This is a genomic window from Ignavibacteriales bacterium (assembly GCA_015709675.1).
Taxonomy (GTDB): Bacteria; Bacteroidota; Ignavibacteria; order Ignavibacteriales; family Ignavibacteriaceae; genus H2-BAC3.
Map to the genome: position 1 here is coordinate 2,984,636 of CP054182.1, position 20,237 is coordinate 3,004,872.

13 protein-coding genes are annotated in these 20,237 nt (G+C 40.1%); 1 reads left to right on the top strand and 12 read right to left on the bottom strand.

The window, feature by feature from the left end; translation table 11 throughout:
* Window positions 1–27 precede the first annotated feature (27 nt).
* Complete coding sequence (locus tag HRU80_11480; protein ID QOJ29463.1) at window positions 28–5,757, bottom strand: T9SS type A sorting domain-containing protein; 5,730 nt, start codon at window positions 5,755–5,757, stop codon at window positions 28–30.
* A 498-nt stretch (window positions 5,758–6,255) separates the two neighbouring features.
* Between HRU80_11480 and HRU80_11485 the strand changes: the two genes are divergently transcribed.
* Entirely contained in the window at window positions 6,256–6,951 is a 696-nt protein-coding gene (locus tag HRU80_11485; protein QOJ29464.1) for a PIG-L family deacetylase, read from the top strand.
* 20 nt (window positions 6,952–6,971) lie between these two features.
* Here the strand turns inward: HRU80_11485 and HRU80_11490 are convergent, their stop codons facing one another.
* The 11 genes from HRU80_11490 to HRU80_11540 all read right to left on the bottom strand — a co-directional run bounded on the left by HRU80_11490 (window position 6,972) and on the right by HRU80_11540 (window position 20,233).
* Window positions 6,972–8,663 carry a hypothetical protein gene (locus HRU80_11490; protein QOJ29465.1) on the bottom strand — a complete coding sequence of 564 codons (1,692 nt, stop codon included), beginning with the start codon at window positions 8,661–8,663 and terminating at the stop codon, window positions 6,972–6,974.
* A 37-nt stretch (window positions 8,664–8,700) separates the two neighbouring features.
* Window positions 8,701–9,327: a sugar transferase gene (locus HRU80_11495; protein QOJ29466.1), complete on the bottom strand. Its 627-nt coding sequence runs from the start codon at window positions 9,325–9,327 to the stop codon at window positions 8,701–8,703.
* Window positions 9,287–10,450, bottom strand: a complete 1,164-nt coding sequence (locus tag HRU80_11500; protein ID QOJ29467.1) for a DegT/DnrJ/EryC1/StrS family aminotransferase — start codon at window positions 10,448–10,450, stop codon at window positions 9,287–9,289. The genes HRU80_11495 and HRU80_11500 overlap by 41 nt, the downstream gene beginning before the upstream one ends.
* Window positions 10,443–11,408: a glycosyltransferase family 2 protein gene (locus tag HRU80_11505; protein QOJ29468.1), complete on the bottom strand. Its 966-nt coding sequence runs from the start codon at window positions 11,406–11,408 to the stop codon at window positions 10,443–10,445. The genes HRU80_11500 and HRU80_11505 overlap by 8 nt, the downstream gene beginning before the upstream one ends.
* Entirely contained in the window at window positions 11,405–12,502 is a 1,098-nt protein-coding gene (locus HRU80_11510) for a glycosyltransferase (GenBank protein QOJ29469.1), read from the bottom strand. Before HRU80_11510 ends, HRU80_11505 begins: the two co-directional genes overlap by 4 nt.
* Window positions 12,499–13,833 (bottom strand): O-antigen ligase family protein, encoded by a 1,335-nt coding sequence (locus HRU80_11515; GenBank protein QOJ29470.1) that lies wholly within the window; start codon window positions 13,831–13,833, stop codon window positions 12,499–12,501. The genes HRU80_11510 and HRU80_11515 overlap by 4 nt, the downstream gene beginning before the upstream one ends.
* A gap of 110 nt (window positions 13,834–13,943) precedes the next feature.
* Window positions 13,944–14,927, bottom strand: coding sequence for a glycosyltransferase family 9 protein (locus tag HRU80_11520; protein ID QOJ29471.1), 984 nt, complete (start codon window positions 14,925–14,927; stop codon window positions 13,944–13,946).
* A gap of 115 nt (window positions 14,928–15,042) precedes the next feature.
* A complete protein-coding gene (locus HRU80_11525; GenBank protein QOJ30533.1) occupies window positions 15,043–16,575 on the bottom strand; it encodes a polysaccharide biosynthesis C-terminal domain-containing protein in 1,533 nt (510 codons plus the stop codon).
* A gap of 1 nt (window position 16,576) precedes the next feature.
* Window positions 16,577–17,521: an SDR family oxidoreductase gene (locus tag HRU80_11530; GenBank protein QOJ29472.1), complete on the bottom strand. Its 945-nt coding sequence runs from the start codon at window positions 17,519–17,521 to the stop codon at window positions 16,577–16,579.
* Window positions 17,514–18,656 (bottom strand): hypothetical protein, encoded by a 1,143-nt coding sequence (locus tag HRU80_11535; protein ID QOJ29473.1) that lies wholly within the window; start codon window positions 18,654–18,656, stop codon window positions 17,514–17,516. The genes HRU80_11530 and HRU80_11535 overlap by 8 nt, the downstream gene beginning before the upstream one ends.
* Window positions 18,657–18,658: 2 nt before the next feature.
* Window positions 18,659–20,233, bottom strand: a complete 1,575-nt coding sequence (locus tag HRU80_11540; GenBank protein ID QOJ29474.1) for an SLBB domain-containing protein — start codon at window positions 20,231–20,233, stop codon at window positions 18,659–18,661.
* Window positions 20,234–20,237 lie beyond the last annotated feature (4 nt).

Sequence of the window (20,237 nt, forward strand, 5' to 3'; positions counted from 1 at the left end):
AAGGGCACCTTTTCAGGTGCCCTTTTTTTATTTCATCTTTACCAGTTTTTTAATTGTTTCTTTTGTCTTATCTCCGTATTTCGTTATCATTTTATAAAAATATACGCCGTTGGCAATTTCATCGCCATCCTGATCCCTTCCATCCCAGTATATTTTATTAAAACTTATCGCATATTGAGACTTATCAATGGTGAATTCTTTTATCTGTCTTCCGGCAACAGTAAATATTTTAATTTTAATCTCATCAGGAGTATTAGTACCCCGCAGCTCAAAAGTAAAATAGGTATCTGAACTGAATGGATTCGGATAATTATAAATAATATCAATATCGTCCACATCATAGACAAAAAAGACTGTTCGCTTGTAAGTAGAATCAAAGAAATTTCCTGATGCATCCTTTGCCAGTACATCAAGCGTATGCCTTCCTCTGGTTAAAGTCGGTTTCCAGGTAAGTTTAGCTTCACTGTTCGGATATGGTGTATATTCAAAATTTATTTTATCCCTGTAATAACTCATCGGAATGTTATCATAAATCAGGGTAAATAATGTTGTATCAAGAGGAAGAGGACTATTGTCACGTAACGTAATAACGATTTCAGGCCGCTTTGAGATAATATCTCCGTTTATAATCTCTTTGCCGTCAATTGTTATATTAAAATTTGGATTCACGCTGTCGCGTGCTACAAAGAACTTTCCGCTCAGAAGATTATTAAAGCCATAATACTCCTGCCCGTTATGTTCGAAGGCCGCTCTTACCGTCTGATCAAATATCATTTGTGATGTGTTTATACTCGCCGAAGTCTCAAAACTGGAATCTCCGGGAATAACTGCCGGAACCGTATAAAAAGGATCATCCTCATCATTAAGGTAAAACTTCAGTCGTACTGTATCCGATGCCCCTTCACCGTAATTAAACAGTTTAGCATTCAAAACGATATCCAAGCCCTGAAGCAGTGAGTCAGGAGCAAATGATATCGCCTCTCTCCGCCAGAGTAGCTCAGGAAGTCCGGTGTAATCCACCTGAAGTTCCCTGAAGGAAAGCGGATTTACAATCGTATAAGCTGAATCGGTAATTTTCGCATTCATTTTAAGCGATGTATAACGGAGAGGATCTATTCCGCTAAGATCAAGCGGTGATGCGAAATCCACCGCGAGTGTATCCCACTTTTTAGCTGCCCTGTCATATCCATAGAGGATAGGTGTAAAGTGAGTGGTTGCACTCTGGTTTTCGAGCAGGTAATGCAGTCTCTTCCATTCTTTTGCCGGTCCGACTTCAGGTGATGCAATCACTCCGTTTGCATCAAGATAACGTCCCGGATACCTGGCAAGGACTCCGATTCGCGGTACTCCCGGCCTGTACACCGATGCATAAACATGATTATTTTTCCAGTCATATGTCCAGGCATAATACCGGATGTGCTGATTTGGATCTTCTACGAACCAGGGAATCCACTCAGCATCAAAGTATCCGTCATCAATTCGTATCCTGCGAAGATAACCGGAAATATAATTTTCAGCGGGGTAAAAATATCCGTCAGCTACAAAGAAATTCGTAAATCCCTGAAAACTGCTAATATTTTCATAAAAATGTTCTGCGACAACTTCCCAGTTGTTCGAAGGATCAAATATTCTCAGAGTATATCTGGGTCTGTTCAGACTGTCACGGATAGCTAAATTATAAACAAACTGGCTGTCTGAAGCAAGGTAGTAAGAACCCGGGGCAACTTTTCCTGCTGTTTTTTCAATTAATCCGGCCGGAACATCAATACTGTCAGTTACTCCTGTTTCAGGATGTACTCTTAATACCTTATAAGGCGTTGAGATAGGGAAATAAAGATAACCATCAGAATGATAGGTCATCTGGTCCCCTATTCTGTGATGAAAGCCAGGTACCATACCATAGTACTGCCCTTCCACGGTTCCTTCATTACCCGTACCGAATTTATATATCCTTGTTCGTCCGGTCGAATCACCATACAGCGTAAGCATCCAGTACCAGAGATTTGACACATAAAAATATTTGCCATCGGTAGCAATACAGCTCAGTCCAAGATTAAATGAAACTGTTGAATCTAATTTGAACTCACTTAAAAGCCGGTTAATCTGCGGTTTGGGAGGTAATGGCGTAACATTCAAAGCAAGAGTCTGATTACCGGAGATATAATTTACATTCTCTCTGTTAAAGAGTTGCAATTGTTCATTGCTGAGGTAGAAACCATCCTTGGCATCAGTCCCGACGGATAATGTCCTAACTGCAGTCCATCTGCCAAAATTTTCACCATCAAAGATTCTGGCTCGCCAGAAGTATGAACCATTAGGAAGTTGTGCATTATAGTTCACCAGCCCATCCTCCGCCGACAGTGCGGGAGTAGTAATTATGGGATTACTAAACGTTAAGGATGTATCAATCTCTATGAAGTAGTCAAGATCTCTTCCGAGATAAAGACCATAATCTGAAAGTGAGAATCTGATATTACCATTGGTAAATCTTTTTCCATCTAAAGGATAGAGGATGCTTGGGTTATTGATATTAAATACAACCATTTGAATGGCTGCTTCATTATCGGTGTAATCAAGCTCAGTTATTTGCTCATTAAGATTTATTTTTGCTATAAGATTAAAAAGTCCGCCGGCATAAGGTTTCCAGTTGAAAGTAACGGAATCCGTATTCCCGAAAACCGGAATTTTCTGTGATGCAATAAATCCGGTTGTATCCTGATTAGAGAAAAATAATTCAACCAGAACTGAATCATTTTTGGAAATTCCGTAATTCTGCAGTTTTATCTTAACATCAATCGAATCTCCGAGGACAGGGTTGCTGTTTGACAAGGAGAAATCTGATGGTCTTACTGAAAAATCTGCATCAGTGGGGAGCGCCATCTGCAGCACAGGATCACCGAGCAAAGTTAACAACGCAATCTGATTTGCATAATATCCCACAGGAGGCGTCTGAGCTTTCGAAAACATGATTGATTTACCCAGACTGTAGTTTTTGTTTGTGAAAACCTCCCGGAAAAACAAGTTATTGATAAATTTACCGATATCCCAGTGGGTCAGTCCGCTGCTTCCGAAGAAAGCAATACTGCCCTTACCCTGCACCTTATTAAACTGTTCGCCAAACACATCCTGATTATCAAAATGTGCCGTATAACAGGTTACAGAGATAATCACAGGCAGGCGGCCCCCGTTCTGGAGCAGATAAATATCATCATTCAGGAATGTTTCATCCCACTGATAGCCGCCGCCGTGTCCATAATAGTTGGCAATTGCGGCACCGGTATTAAATGCCGACCGGATTTCATATGTACCCCCCTTAAAAATCATATGTTCAGGACGGTTGGGATATGCAAATATGCGCGAAGCATCAAAACCACCCGGCTTGATATACTGATTAAACAGATACATCGAAGCATCGTTAAATCCGTACCTGTTTTCATCCTCATTGCTGAGCCCTGAAGCCATAAACATGATGGTTTCTTTCCATTTCTTTCCTGCATCATTCGGATATGCTTCAAGTTTATCCAGCAGAATATTTCCCTCAGCTATTGTTTCCATGCTCAGACGTCCGATGGTAAGGTCCGGAATAACATCGGTACCAGCCACGCTCACAAAAAGGTTATCACTAGCCGCCTGCCCATAGGTATACGAATGATGAGGCATTGACGGAATAAAATTTCTTCTGCTTCCGTTTCTTAACATGCGGTAATCATAACTCATGTCCCCAACCAAAACCACGTGGGTCGCGGCAGGACGTGCCCAGTTCTCAAACACATGTTTTATAAACCTTTGAATTGCCGCAGGCTCCAATAATCCGGCACTAAACTCATCATATATTTCCAGCACATCCACAATCGCAATCCTTGGATTAGGGATGGATTTATCAGGAAAATCTGTCTGCCGCATTGATTTTAACCTCTCAGCGACGGGCAGAAACTCCGGATGTGTAATAATCAGATAATCAGCAGCGTTCGAAGCTGTCCTCAGATTAACGGAAATATCCTTCCTGATGGAATCTACCGTTCGAAAAACATTATGCCCGACAAGAAAGTAGTCCTGCACTGTGGTTGCTGAGTCACTAAAAAGAACAGTTCTATCTGCATCATTGAGATACTGAGGGTCATTGATAATCACTTTTTGAGAAGGACTAAAAACCTTCATAGTGGTATCCTGCCACTGCCATATCCTGAATATATTATTCCCTGTTTGTGATGAAGAATTATTGAGCATGTAAGAATTTCCTAAGACTCTGTTATCCGAGTAATAGGATATTTCAAACCAGTTTACTCTGATTTCATCACTTGAATCCGGATGGCAGACTAATCCGTCAGCAATTACCTTGAGATAATTACCTGAGGGATAAATATTAAAACTATCAGTGGATATTACAAAATATCTGTCATATGTATACGCCTCCTGTCCGCTCCATTTTGCTCTTCCGAGTTCTTTTTCATTCCAGACAATTTTAACATTATGACTGTAAAGACAGGAACTCTCGGTCATTCCGTGCATATTAACGCGGAGTCTGACCTGCGGGAAGTTCATATTAAAATTATGCAGGGGCTGAAACTGTGCCTGAAACTGCTGGGTTGGAATTCTCCTGTAACCTGCTGCTCTGCCCCAGTACCAGTAATCACGCTGATCATTTAATGCATAGCCAAGCCGCTCATAAATGCTGTCTTTTTCGTAGTAATCACTGCGGATATAGCCAACCAGGATATTATCACCAATCGTCGGTCTTGAGGATTTGTAGCGATAAAAGAAATCACGCGACTGCCCCTGATAAGAAAGCCAGTAAACATTGGACAAATTATATATATTCTGTCTGACATGGGGTGAAGCAGGTGCAGGATAACCCGCAAATTGAATATAATCTCCGCTATTAAATACCGTATCCCCTGCTGACACAACTTCAATAGGAATCTGTACTCCGTTATTAAATAATTCCAGGGAATAAATATCTGTCCCCGTACTGGGAAATCCGGCTGTAACAAGTTCCTCGTAGGTTATGCGATAGACCCCTTTTTCTTTAAGATATATTTTAAAGTACTCTTTTTGCGGATCAAACCAGGTTGTTGTCTGAGGTGAAGCAGCGGTCTGAAGTTCCTTTCCGATCAATCGTTTCCCGACAGAATAATTGGCAGCCGCACTTTCAAGAAAAGATAAGGTCATCGGATCATTTATATACTCGGTTGTCTGGCTGACCGGAGCATGATAATTAATTTTGATTGTGATCTTTTCGGTAAAGGTTAAAACTCTGCTCACCGGATTGTATCGGAACGGCGAAACACTTACAGGCAGTATTCTTGAGTAGCGCATAGTGTAGGCATCCTCAAATTTCACCGCTCTTGCAGGGAAAAACTCATTCCTGGAATATACTTCCTGATTAAACTTCGTTAAATCAAACTCACCGAAATAACTGCTGTTATCAGGATACGGCAGGATAAATTTCTGACTGAATTCCCTTTCAGTTGAACTAATGGTAATCAGCTCCGGATTTGAGCCAAACGGTATGGCAAGACTGGCAAATACCTGCGGAAGCCAGGGTTCTCCAATTTCACGGAGTGAGTGCCCCTCTCCGGCAATATAGTCGAATCTGGCACCATCAATGAGGGTATCCCTGACAGAGAACTTACCCCGAAAATCAAACTCTAAAGTGATGGACTGATTCCCCGATTCCTTGACGGTAAAATACTGGGAAAACGCAGTGTGTGAGAAAACCTGAAGAAAAAGGAAAAATACGAGAAATCTGCCGTTCATTCAAACCTGTGAATAATTTTTATCAAAAGATGAGAAATAAGAAAGTGCCCTACAAGGTCAAAAAAAAGGCCTTTAGGGACGTTATTACCAGTTTTCCGGGCAAAAATGACAAAGCGAAAACTAACAATTGAACGAAAAACATTTGCAGCTTTTCGGATTCCGTCTTTCAGTTTTTTACCCGGATTAACCTCTCCCGTAGAGAGTTTTCCTCAACTAAACCACAAAAATAAGCAGAAAATTTATCTTTGATGATATGATAGAATCGTGGTATTTTGAAAACTTGTTTTGAATTTCCTCAAATCGGCGGGTCGAACACCGGTAGAGTGGTGGAAAATGGATTACTCATTCAGGCTGAAAACTCCTCTTCAAAAAACGAGTAAGAATCAACGGTGATTAATCCCGGTTCCCTCAGGAATTTCAATATGTATGTCCATATCAAGACTTCAGATGATATGGTGTGTTTTCCAGAATTTTAACCTAACACATTAGTAATTTCGTATGATTCTGAACTTTAAGAAAGTCTTAACATTTTACTCTCACCCGGATGATGAAACATTGTCAGCCGGTGCGACGATCAATAAAATGATTAAAAACGGTACCAGGGTTTATGTGGCAATACCGAATACCGGAGTCCATGGCAGAAGAAACACCGTGGATGCAGCAACCAGAGTTCAGGCTCTTAAAGCCCTCAGAAAAGATACAGTACATGCTCTTTCAATTCTTGGCATAAAGGAATCCGATCTTTTTCTGGGAGAATTCTCGGATAACGAAATGGATAAACATACACTCCTGGAACTTACCCACTGGCTGGAGAATATCATACAAACAGTAAAACCTGATGCTATTTTTACCCATCACCGGTTTTGCACAAATATTGATCATCAGTATTGCCACGAAGCCGCTGTTGTTGCCACACGTCCTTCCGTGCATTCTCATATTCCACTGTTCTGTGGTGAAGTACCATCTTCCACAGGGTATCTCAGACCGGCTATGTGGGAACCAAACTTCTATGTAAATGTTGAAAAAGAAGATGTTGAAGCGAAAATCAGAGCGATGGAAGCCTATAAAATCGAAGCCCGCCCTGATCCCCATCCCCGCTCGCCGGAGGTTTTACGTGCCCTTGCTAAAGTTCGCGGCGCTGAAGGAGGATTTTTCTTTGGAGAGGCATTTATGATTCAGAAAATTTATTCCTGACCAGCCAAAAGAAACAACTGTCAGTAACGTTCTCCGAACGGTGTATATACAAAAGAAATGAGCGTATTAGCTGTTTCGTTTGTAATTCCTTTAAAGACTGACTGCTCATACCGAAATCTGGCCGTAAGTAAAATATGGTAACTGAATCGGTATGAAAAATCAACAGCAACGGCTCCTTTAGTCAACCGCTCTCCCGCTAATAGTTTATGTACTCTGGGAGTAAAGTAATTGTAACTTTCCCTGAAATCCCCTCCAAAATTATAAAGCAGGGTTCCGCCAGCCGCATACGTATTTTTTCCATGCAGCGTATAATCAGCTTTAATTCCGAAAACATACGCATACGATGGCTGCCATGAAAAGAACAATGAATAATTCACACTATTCGGCTCAATTTTGTCCCCCATCAATACACCATTATTAGTGAAATTCAGTGCGTCTTTATAACCCGGGTGTGAAAATGTAAAAGGTCTGACAGCAGTTATTTCAAATCCTGCCAATGCATTACTGAGCGGAAGCAGTTCCGGAAAAAAAAGTGCTGTCCTGAATAAAGTTGTATTTTGTAAACTGTTAAACCCCTCAGATCCGAACGTATCAAAATTAATATCATCAGCCAGAATCTCAGCTGTCAGCCGCACTCCGCTAATCGGGTCGTAAGTAAAATCAAAGCCCAGTAAGCCATTATCAGGATCATTCATTGAACGCTGAGCTGACTCCCAAAAAAGAAACGGGGTCAGATAAGCAAGTTCCGGTGACCGGTAAGCATATATCATCATTTGCGTAAGACCGATAGAGAAGTTATCAAACATTCTCCATTCAAGACGGTTCATTGCAAAATATTTATTAGGTTTATATTTTTCAACCGTCTTCCCCGAAAGTGATATCTCCGCTAGTCCGGTAGTCAGCCATGAGTGAAGAAAGGAGTATGAAACACTTTTATACCGGGTTTCAAATCTTATACAATCAAAATCAGGTTTTTCCTCACCTGAAATGGTTCTGTTTATTATTGATGCTCCGATGAGAAGCTTTTCTCTGCCCGTTGACAGACTCAAATGTTCATTAGCTATCCTGAAGTACCCCCTGCTGAAATCAAAGTTATTTCGTCCGGTGGCAGTGAATGTATGGCTGTTCCTGATGCGGGCTTCACTTAAAGCAGCATCCCTGTCACCGTAAGAATTGCCGTTCTGAAGCATAAGAGAAGCAGCCAGCCAGTCTGAGTACTGAAATTTGAATTTGGCCCCATATCCCATCAGAAAAGAATTCCCCGGTTTCGCGTTATCCTGCTGCTGAAATACCAGTGAAAAATCACCCGCAAGATCCGCATCAAATCTTATTATGCTGTCATGATATGAGTATAAGGCAGATGCTTCATTAATTGATGAATACTCGTAAAAATTCCATTCCTCTCCCTCTTTCAGGGATATATGGGGGTCAGAAAATGACCTTATATAACGGATATATTCAGTGGTAAGATTATTCTCATGGCCCGAAGTTCTTTTTTCTCTCAGAAGCAGAGAATCTAAATACACAAGTATCTGGCTGGTTGTTAGAGGAAGAATATGCGGTGCATATTCAGAAAGATACCCTTGAGATGATTTCAAGAAAAGATAATTATAAACAGGATGGTCCGCTGAAAGTGAATGCACCTGAGCATTGCTGTTCCCAGGAACAAGAAGAAGAACAGCAAAGAGTTGAATGAGCAGTCTTCTTCGCATGAATTATAACCTTTAGCCGCAGTTATTCATTGACTATTTATCTGTTTCCTTTATTGGAAAAGATAACAGTGAATGTGTTAAGAAGAATCTTAAAATCTGATTGCAGCGTAGCAGATTTGCAATACTCTAAATCAAGAGTTGCTTTTTCCTGCCATGGAATATCGTGACGCCCGTTTATCTGACCCCAGCCGGTTAATCCGGGTTTATAATAAATCAGTTCTTTCTGTTCCTGGCTAAACTGTTCTACAATTATTGGTAATTCAGGTCTCCAGCCTACCAAGGTCATATGACCCAAAAGAATATTCAGGAACTGCGGGATTTCATCGAGACTTGTCCGTCTGAGGAATCTTCCAAAACGCGTGATTCTCGGATCATTTTCTTCAGTATGTACTTCGGCTGTTTTATCAGAACCGGTATACATTGTACGAAGTTTGAACATTCGGAATATTTTTCCGTTTAGTCCTACTCTTTCCTGAATAAAAAACGGCGAGCCTTTTGAATCAAGTACGATAAGAATGCATAAAACCAGTAATACCGGAGCAAGTAAAATAACAGCAGGAATAGAGACCAAAATATCGGTAACCCGCTTGGTTATCAGATAACCTTTATTTTTCAATTCAATCTCACTTCTTGTGTTTTTGTAATATTCTGCTAACAGTTTCAATAACCCTTTCAATATTTTTATCCGAAAGACCTGGGTAAATCGGAAGTGTAATTACCGTGTGATAAGCATGCTCAGCATGGGGATAATCCTTCAGATCCAGTTTAAAGGTATCCCTGTAAAATGGATGACGGTGTACCGGTATAAAATGCATACTGGTACCAATACCCTCTTCCTTTAGTTCCTGGATAATCTGATCACGTGATACGCTCAGTGCATCCTGGTTTACTCTTACAGCATACAAATGATACGAAGATTCACGATCAGGAAAATGCTTTGGCAGCGTAAGCAGTTCATTATTAGTAAATCCTTTGTCGTATATTCCCGTTATCCTTTTCCTGGCTGTCCACATTTCTTCGAGTTTGCGAAGCTGAACAATTCCGAGTGCAGCGTGAATATCAGTAAAATTATATTTATATCCCGGAGCAATAACTTCAAAGTACCAGGAACCGGCGTTTGCGTATCTGTTCCATACATTACGGTCAATGCCATGCAGCCGCATGACAGATACTCTTTTTTGAATATCCTCATTATCGGAACAAACCATTCCCCCTTCGCCGGTTGCGAGAGTTTTAGTAGCGTAAAAACTGAAACAGGTTATATCACTCAGGGTACCAACTTTTTTCCCTTTGTACCATGAAGGAAGAGCATGAGCAGCATCCTCAATCACAGTTAAATTATATTTCTTTGCGATCTGATTTATTTCATCCATATCACAAGGAAGACCGCCATAGTGAACCGGAATAATTGCGCGTGTTTTTGAAGTTATCCGCGATTCGATTTGGGAAACATCCATATTCATTGAGTCAGGATGTATATCCACCAAAACCGGCTTTGCCTTAAAGTAACAGATTATTTCAGCAGTTGCAGGAAAAGTAAATGTTGGAATAATTACTTCATCCCCCTCTTTAAGTCCAATTGCCTCAAGTGCAAGATGACCGGCTGCGGTCCATGAGTTAACCACTGCAGCGTATTTCGAACCGATATACTCCCGGAATCGTTCTTCAAATAGTAATGTCTTGGGCCCTACACTCAGCCAGCCTGAACGAATGGTATCAGCCACTTCATGTATTTCTTCATCATCCATATAAGGACGGTGAAAATGTATATACTCTTTTTCAGTCATTGACATAATACTTAAACAATCTGCTGAAGCCCTTCAGGAAACCAAGGCCGTATGAAAAATGTAAAGTAAAAAATATTAAGAGACTTTCAGGAGTTTCCTGCAGATTCCTGAAGGTTTTAAAAGAAAGAATCAGTGTTATGATTACATACAACAACACCGGCAAAAGGAACAGATACGACCCAGTCAACCAGACAGCCAATGGCGATAAAAGAAAATACAACACCAGAGCCGATGGGAAAAAGTTCCTGATTTTGATACCAATTGTTGATTTGCTCAGTGAAAGTGGTTTAAAGTCTCCATATTGAAAATACTGGCTAAAAAGCCCTGACAACGAACTCCGCGGGTAATACCAAAGTTTTATTGCGGGGTCCCGGTAAATTTTAAATCCGGCGGATTTAGCACGGTAATGAAACTCATCATCCTGATTTCTCAGCAATGACTCGTCAAAATATCCTGTTTTTTCAAAAATATACTTTCGCCACGCACCATAAGCGACCTGATCTGAATATCCTTTGATTGTAACGTCGAAAGCTTCGCTTCCTCCGGTGCCCCATTTACTTGAAAGAGCTGATCCTACATTCTGCTGAAATGCGGTTTTATATTTAAGATTATATCCTCCGCCTGCAATATCAGCACCTGTGGTCTCAAAAACCTCCAGAATTTTCTCATAGTAATCGTCAGCATATTCTGTATGTGCGTCAATCCTGATAATAGGATCCCCCTTGGCTGCTGTTATGGCCATGTTAAGAGCGAACGGAACATACCTTTTAGGATTATGCAAAAGGATAATATTTGAATACTTATCTATATATTCCTGGATGATTTCTGTTGTCCGGTCGGTTGATCCGCCGTCAATAAGAATAAGTTCTTTTTCTGCCGGTTTGACAGAAATAAAGTGATCCAGGATATGTTTTATAAAATGTTCTTCGTTAAAAACCGGACAAATAACGCTGATCAAACTCTCTTACTCAACAATGAACGGTATGTCTCTATTTGCAATGTGACACACCGGTTTAATTTATAATATTGCGCGCGTTCTGCTGCATGTGTTAGTAATGATTGCTTAAGTGCATCATTATTAATTAAGGAGAGTATTTTTGCTGCCAGATTATCCGGCTCTCCTTGCCGGAAACGTAGACCAGTGACTCCATCAGTTACAAGTTCATCAAAAGCAGGAATATCACTGCAGATAACAGGTATTCCTAATGCCATGGCTTCAAGTATTGATACACCAAAACTCTCCCTCTCTGAGGTACATACATGAATATCCATTCTCCTATGGAAGTCAGCGATGGTGGAATATGGCTGTCTGCCGGTAAATTCAACTTCATCGGAAATTCCTTCCTGAACGGAAAGCTTCTGTAAATCAGATTTTAATGCTCCATCTCCGACAATAAGAAGTTTTAGATTTTGGCTTACTTCTGACTTTTTCTTTGCTATCGCAAAAGCTTTTATGAGGACATCAATACGATAATGGCTCTCCAACGACTTTACTGACCCGATCACAATCTCCGGGACAACACCGGTTACTTTAACCGGATTTCTGGAAAAAAACGAGTTTTCCAAGCCAAAATTAACAACTTTTACCTTATCGGTAAACTGTTCTGTGATTTTCCTCAAGAATTCTCCGGTTGCCTGTACCTGAGCAGCCCTGTTTAGAACTTTTCTCAGCAAAAATCGATGAATGGGCGATTTACCCGGAAAACTCATCACATCAGACCCCCAGACTGAGATAATAAAGTTTTTCACTCCGGACATTGCCCCTAAGAGACCGTAACTCGTGGCATAGTGTGCATGCAAAATATCCGGACGAAACCGTTGAATGGTCTGCCTAAGATGACCGAGCTGTTTAAGGTAGCCCAGCTTACCCATCGTCCCCTCCTTGTTTGCATCCACATAAATACCCGGGGAGGAAATACGAGCTAAGAGTTCATCCTCATAATCAGCTTTTTCAGGCTTGTTCAGACTCCAGAGGTAGAGGTCTATGCCTGCCGCGAAAAGTGCCCTGCTCCACTTTACCAAATGAGGGGCCAACACATCCCCGATAATCAATACCCGGATAATCCGATATCCTCTCTGCCTGCATTACCGGTCTTTGTCTTCAGACTTCCCGCCCTGAAGAGAATCAGAATAAAAATCCAAAATGGGAAATCCCTTGAAATCCAGCCATGGGATAAGATTCCGGTTGCCTCAATAATTGATCGAATGAAAATTCCTGAGATGACAGCAATTACCAGCCCTGCAAGAAGGTGGAGTTCCTGATTATTATTGACCCTGGATTCGTTAAATAACTTCAGACCTTTATAGGGAAGATACGCGTAAAGCCATATTGTGGAGAAAAGTCCTAAAAGACCAAGTTCAGCCCATCTGAAAAGAAGAAAATTGTGGGAATGGCCAAGTCCCCCCTTTTCGAATACCCACATCACCTGATCCCCTGTCCAGGTATCGAACATAACATTGGTATACTGGGTCCAGGCAATTTTTGGTACTCCGGGGCCGGTTCCTAAAATCACATTCCTTTCTATCATATTCCATGTCAATTCCCAGAGAGTATACCTGGTATTCTCGAAAACCCTCTCCGTTCTAAAGAAGAGGTTTATCACATCAAAAAAACCAGAAAAAATAAGGAAGGACAACACAAGAATTCCTGCGCTCCAGACTATAATCTTCCCAAATCGTTTTCTGTTCATCAATAACTGATAGGTTATGCTGCCTGCCGCAGCGCAGAGCATTGCGCCCCGGGAATTCGTAAGCAGCAAACCAAGCACCAGGATAAAGGTAAGAAATATGTTAAGATTTTTATTGGTAAGAATAATACCCTGACCTGAAACTATCCTGTAGTTCATAACTATCAGCGCGATAGCAATAAGTGCACCTGGTCCGGCTACATTCGAGAACAACCCTCCTTCTTTTACCATAACCTCCGTGATTAATTTTTCAACTGACGTAATGTTGGAAAAGAAACTCTCAATAATGGTAAGAGCGACAAATACGGAAATCAGGATAAAGAAATCAATAATTTTTTGTATATCCTTATACTCCCTGATTATATTATAGGTAAAGTATAACAGGACAAAAAACATAAACTGTCTGAGAGTGTGCCCGGAGCCTAATACATTATATCCCGAATTCAGAGTCGAGATAACCATTGATAAAAGTATCACAATAAAAAAGACTGTCAGCGTACCCGGAAATCCGGCATGAGTCCGTTTTGTAAAAAAATTTCCTTTTAACATCAGAATCCCTGCGATACCGAATGCTGTCAGATTGAGTATCGTACGGAGTTCGTCACCCACATCCCCTGAAAAACCAATCAGAAGAAATAGTGAAATAAAGAGAAGGAAATCATCCCCGAATTTTTCATTCAGTAAATATAGGACCAATAATACCGGCAGGGTAAAACTGTAAATGCCTGCAAAAGCAAATAGTAGCACTGCTAGCAGCAGAATTGGAACTCCTTGCATGTAGAAGAGTTTTATGGAATACTTGCCAGTCATCTATTCAGGTCCCGCGGTACATTAAACGAGTCTATAAATTCTGAAAGCCGTAAATAGACTTCATCAACTGTAAGTTCTGACATGCATGAATGATGAAAACAGCTTCTGCCTCCCAATTCATGACAAAACTTTTCTGTGACGGGAGAACATGCTATCCTTTTTACAGCGAATCCATGCCCGCTGCCATAAGGCATATGAAAATCAGGATTGGTCGGTCCATAAACCGCAAAAGTAGATTTCCCCAGGAAATTTGCTATATAGAGTGGACCCGTATCGTTTGACAGGAATAAGTCATATTTTTCTATGCATTGAATAAGCTGAGCAATATCTGCCGTTTCCGTAAATGAAAGCGACTCTTCAAAAAGTGCCTTTTTGAATTCTTCGGTCAGATAATCAGCCTGAAATACAAAATGTATTTCAAATCTCTTTTTCAGTAACTTCGCTGTTTGGATAAATCTGTTTATTCCCCACTCTTTTGCCTTCCATCCCCCGCCTGGCGCAATCAAAACAGAATTTATTGAAGAAATTCTTAACGGAAACTGCTTTAGTGAATCCGGTGGGAAATCACCAAAATAACCTCTGACAATATCCAGATAAATATCCATGATATGCGGAGTCTGTCTGATGGGAATATAATTATCATAAACTTTACTGTATAGCGGAAGATTTATACCAATTTTCTTTTTCGCAGGTGAGAGAATAGTAATTCCAGCAGAATAAAGTCCTCCGGAAAAGTCAAAGAAATACTCTGCCGGAAGAGAAAAATATTTCCGCCAAAGTGAAAGTTTTAGCACTTTGCCGTGATAGAAAAAATCATTGCGACTGATAATTATAAAATTCACTCCCGGAAAAAGCCTGCTATAAATTTCCCTGTTTTCCTCAAATGTTATAATTGTTACAATCGTACTTCCTGTGTGTTCCAACACCAATCTAAGTGCTGGAATAGTAAAAATCGAGTCACCCAGTTTATGAGATGACATTATAACAGTTCCGTAACGTTTTCCGGGTAAAATTTTCCTAAGCCAGCGCAGCATAGATAACGCAAAATCAGCAACATACTGAAAATAGGTAATAGAATGAACCGGATTATACTTTTTAGTTCGCAGCATTGACCAGGTCTTTATTAAAAACCAGTTTTACTATTCGTAACTTGAACAATCTGGCGAACAAGAAATAAACCAACAACAAGAGAATAAGGAATCCCAGTTTAAGATAAAGGGAGGAAAGAGGTAACCATTGTGCAAGCAGCATACCTAATCCACCTGTTATACTAAGAGATGCAACAATTTTTATAATATTCACGAGTTGAAAATTACTGATTCCGCCTATCCGTTTATAAATCAGAATCAGACTGGCCCCAAACAAGAAAACATAACTGACCGACGTTGATATTGCCAAGGTTAGGTAATTATATTCATGAATAAAGAAATAATTCACAGCAAGCTTAATCAGGAGTGCTGAGATATTTATTAGCAGTAATGCAAATGCCCCGTTAATACCATATAAAAATTTACTAAATACAGCATAAACTGAGTAAAAAATAAGCGAAAGGATGAGAATAAAAAAACTGCTGCTTACCATCTCAAGATCATCAGTAGAAAATGATGAATTAATGTAGACAGTGTTCACAATTTCATAAGGAAATATTAAAAATAGTAAAACTAACGGAAGGATGAGAAAAGTTATTAATTCTATTGACTGCCCTAACTTATTCCGAAGGGCATCAAAATCCTGTTTGGCAAAATAATCTGCCACCCTTGGAAAAAGAGCTGTTGAGAAAGCCATTGCAATCATAGAGACGGGCAGCAGCATAAGATTATTTGCATAATTTAATGCTGATATACTTCCCTCTTTAATCTGTGTGAAAAATGCTCTGTCAACTAATGGGTTAAACTGTCCGACAATCTCAATCAAAACCACTACAATAAAAGCCGGAATCAGTCTGACTCTGGCAAAGCTCATTTTCGCGATAATACTCTTCTCTCTAAGATCCTTCCGTGTAATAAAAATCAAATGAAGAAACTGAAGTACTATTCCAGAAAGATAACCATAGGCTATGGTATAAACTCCAAAGGATCCAGAAGCGAATAGCACAAAAAGAATAATAAGCAGATTAGGCCAGATTTGAGAAATAAGTGAATGCAAATATCTGTTATTAAAATACTCCCAGGAAATAATTATGGATAACACAAAAGAAAGCGGGAGCGTCAGAGTATAAATTAAGAAGAGCTTCTCAGCAAGATCAAATTTCTTAGTTGATATCTCCCCGAGAAATGCATCCAGTACTAATTCAGAAAAAAGTATGAGAATCGCGGCAGTAATTATGGAAAGTAATCCACTCTTAATGAGAGCGGTCTTATAATAGCTTTTAGCTTCAGCAGGATTCCCTGCATTCACCCTGCTGAATGATGGTATATAATAATTCTGGGCAATATAATAAAAAGAGGTGGATATCATCACTGGAAACAGGGTACTGACGAAGTAGATATCAAGATCCTGATTTACGCCAAAAGAGGAGGCAAATACCAGTTCTCGCAGGAATCCAATTCCCTTTCCCCCTGCATTAAAAATTGTTATGAGTACTGATGCCCCGGCTAATGTCTTTAAAAATCCATTACCCTTGAACAGATCAAACGCCTAACTTATTCTTGAAATAGTCAATTGTTATTTTTAATCCTTTATCCCTCTCAACTTTTGGTTCCCAACCAAGCAAGGACTTTGCCCGGGAAATATCCGGCTGCCTCACTTTGGGGTCATCAGCAGGCAAATCCTTATAAATAATCTTTGATTTTGTTCCTGTTATAGAAATAACTTCCTCGGCAAACTGCTTGATTGTTATTTCAGCAGGATTTCCAATATTAACCGGTTCCGATTCACCAGACATCAGTAGAGCATAAATTCCTTCAATCAGATCACTCACATAACAAAAACTTCTGGTCTGTGATCCATCTCCGAATACGGTTATGTCCTCACCGCTTAACGCCTGGGAAACAAATGCAGGAAGAGCCCGTCCGTCATTGAGTCTCATCCGGGGACCGTAGGTGTTAAATATCCTTACAATTCTGGTTTCTACTCCATGGAATCTATGGTATGCCATGGTCATGGCCTCTGCAAATCTTTTTGCTTCATCATATACTCCCCTTGGGCCCACCGGATTAACGTTTCCCCAGTAGGACTCCGGCTGAGGATGGATTTCCGGGTCTCCGTAAACCTCAGAAGTTGATGCAAGTAAAAAGCGCGCTTTTTTCTCCTTGGCAAGACCGAGTACTTTATGAGTACCTAATGATCCCACTTTAAGTGTCTGAATGGGAAGTTTCAGGTAATCAATCGGTGAAGCCGGAGAAGCAAAATGAAGGATATAATCAACGTTTCCCCTCACATGAATGAATTCCGTAACATCATGTTTAACAAACTTAAAAGATTCATTTCCAAAGAGATGTTCAATATTATGAATATCACCGGTCAGCAGGTTATCCATACAGATGACACTATGACCCTTGCTGATAATCAAATCACAAAGATGAGAACCGAGAAACCCCGCTCCGCCTGTTACCAGAAAAACTTTCTTATCCATTACTCATTTTATTTCTTAAGTAACTGAACATCTTCATTTCTCTAATATAAAAAAGTAAAATAATTGTAATTAAAATAAAGATAAAGCCCGCGGCAGTATCCATAATTATTCTTGGTGCAATCTCTTTTTCCGGAATCTGTGGCATATCAAGAATATCAAGAGTCGGCACATCCCGGTTTTCCTGGACCAGTTCTTTATAGTACTGCTGCTGCAGTACGAGATAGACCTCATTCAGAATCTTTGCATCTCTCATGAGATTAGTCAGCTGATATCCCAGTTCAGGCGCGGACTTAAACGACATAAATATATCAGAAGAACTGTTCTCAAGTTTTGAATACTGCTGCTGTAATTCTTCAAGTTTAGATTTTGCGGCTATAACTGCTGAGTGACTCGGTGCAAAATTCTGTTCAAGCAGTCCAATTTGAATTTCCGTAGCAATGATTTCCGCTTTTACCTTGGCAAGTGTCTCCATCGTTGCTTTAATCTGATCAGGTACTGAAAGTGTCCTGTTCTTTAACTGAAACTCCATAAGTGCTTTTTCGGCAGAATCCAATGACGATTTAGTTTTTTCGATCTGCTGTTCTATATACTTCCGTACTTTACCAGCTCTGGAAGATAATTTTTCCTGATTTATTTTGTCAAGACTCTCTATATAGGCATTTGAAATATTTCTGCTCAGCAGTTTGATGGAATCACGTTCATCAGAAAACCGGGCAAAATAACCTGTTTTTACCGTCACATGCATTTTCAGAATTCCCTCTTTCGTCACATCAACATACAGGGATTTTTCAAGCTTCTCAGCCGCCTGATTTCTAGTTTCAGTATCGAAGAATTCTACAAGATTATTTTTATCAACAACATAAAGAGATACGGTTCTGCTTTTGAGAATTTGGGCGTATAATTGTGAATTTACACCTGATGATCCGGAAAGCAGCATGGACAAATCACCCCCCTGTAAGAGAGAAGAAAAACTTCCGGCTTTTGCATTATCAGGAGGGAGAATCGCTACGGGGGAAATATAACTGATTGGAGCGGCCAGCCAGAACCAAAGGAATAAAAATACTGCCCCGGTAACGGACAGCCCGGTAATCTGGTAACGGCGTGAGATGATAATTTTAATAAATTGCTGAATCATTTTTATCGTACACTCACAACAACGGCAACTGTTGCAGCAACTACAGTTGCAACCTGTCCGAGTATATTTAACGTATCCTTAAATATTGTCCAGAATGGAGGAGATGGCGGATCTTCCGGAACCCAGATAATATCGCCTGGACTTAAATCATCAACATCCTCAGCATCGACCCATTCACCAGTTGAAGATTTAACAACACGTACTTCTGAATCTAATGCCCGCCATCCAAATCCGCCCGCTAGTCTAATGTAATCTTCAACAGAGAAACCATCCTTATATTCCAGTTTCCCAGGATTAACGACCTGACCGATAATTGTTACATAATTCTTCTTAGCGGGAAAGTCAATTCTGTCATTTCTTTTAAGAAACACATCTTCTCCTTTATCCCCCTTCTCAAGAAGTGACACAAAATCCACCACCAGTTTTCCTTTTCTTTCTCTCGCCTTAGACTTAAAGTAATCATACTCATCTTCAGTCATATCAGCACGGGGGATCATTTTAATTCGCTCATATTCCGGATCAAACTCCTCACGTCTGACATTCCTGTAAAGTGATGCATCAACCAAGGATGCCTCAGGATGTAATCCTCCCGCCAGTTTTATGATATCGGTCAGTTTTGTAACATTTTTTTCAATCCGGTAGTATCCGGGATATTTCACATAACCCTCAACAAGAACAATGTGTTCTTCAAAAAGAGTAGGATCTTTTCTTATAAGAATTCTGTCACGATCTCTGAGAAGTATTCCTTTCAGATTATCTTTCTGAATATCGATATACGCTGAATACTGAGTTTTGCCCTCTTCATCAAATCTGATTATTTCAATTGAATCCTTACGGGCATCGGAAGTAAATCCGCCGGCAGTACTGATGATATCAGCAAGAGATTCCCCTTCGACAAATTCATAAACACCAGGGTAAGAAACACTACCGCTCAAGGTGACATGCCGGTCGAATCGCGGTATATAAATAAAATCCCCTTCTCTTATATAGGGATTCTGGCTCAATTCTCCCAGCCTGAAAAAACGGAGAAGATCAAATTTCATTCGTGAATTATCCGATGAGGTAACCAGAATATTTCTTATATCTGCAGTTTCTTCTAGAAATTTCCCCGATGAAATAATATCGCTTAATCTGGAATTGGCGAAAAGAATAAGACCACCTGGATTCTTAACACTTCCGGTAATCTGGACTTTTACTTTGCGTATTTCACTTAAAGCTATAAATGTTTTCACTTTCCGGAAATTGTACTGAACGAGTGAATCCAGTTTTAATTTGGCAGATTTTAGTGTGTTGTGTCTTAAATTAACTGCTCCGAGTCCCGGGATGTAAATATTATTTTCATAATCTATTACAGGGGTAAATGTTATCTCCTCTATTCCCATCACTGAGATAAAGAACCTGTCTCCCGGGCCTACTATATATTCTTCATCGGACAGGTTTCCTGAGGATGGTACAATGAAATTATCTCCTGCAGCAAGCAGTAAAGAGTCTTTAACTGGTTTAAAACTTCTTTCCTGCCAGGGCAGAGAATTTTGAGCAAATAAAGTAGAACTTAAAATAAAAAATAAAAGGAGCATTACA

Bases quoted from the DNA above. Each gene is read 5' to 3' on its own strand.
- HRU80_11480 (QOJ29463.1), bottom strand. From the start codon at position 5,757: ATGAACGGCAGATTTCTCGTATTTTTCCTTTTTCTTCAGGTTTTCTCA.
- HRU80_11485 (QOJ29464.1), top strand. From the start codon at position 6,256: ATGATTCTGAACTTTAAGAAAGTCTTAACATTTTACTCTCACCCGGAT.
- HRU80_11490 (QOJ29465.1), bottom strand. From the start codon at position 8,663: ATGCGAAGAAGACTGCTCATTCAACTCTTTGCTGTTCTTCTTCTTGTT.
- HRU80_11500 (QOJ29467.1), bottom strand. From the start codon at position 10,450: ATGACTGAAAAAGAGTATATACATTTTCACCGTCCTTATATGGATGAT.
- HRU80_11520 (QOJ29471.1), bottom strand. From the start codon at position 14,927: ATGTCATCTCATAAACTGGGTGACTCGATTTTTACTATTCCAGCACTT.
- HRU80_11530 (QOJ29472.1), bottom strand. From the start codon at position 17,521: ATGGATAAGAAAGTTTTTCTGGTAACAGGCGGAGCGGGGTTTCTCGGT.
- HRU80_11535 (QOJ29473.1), bottom strand. From the start codon at position 18,656: ATGATTCAGCAATTTATTAAAATTATCATCTCACGCCGTTACCAGATT.
- HRU80_11540 (QOJ29474.1), bottom strand. From the start codon at position 20,233: ATGCTCCTTTTATTTTTTATTTTAAGTTCTACTTTATTTGCTCAAAAT.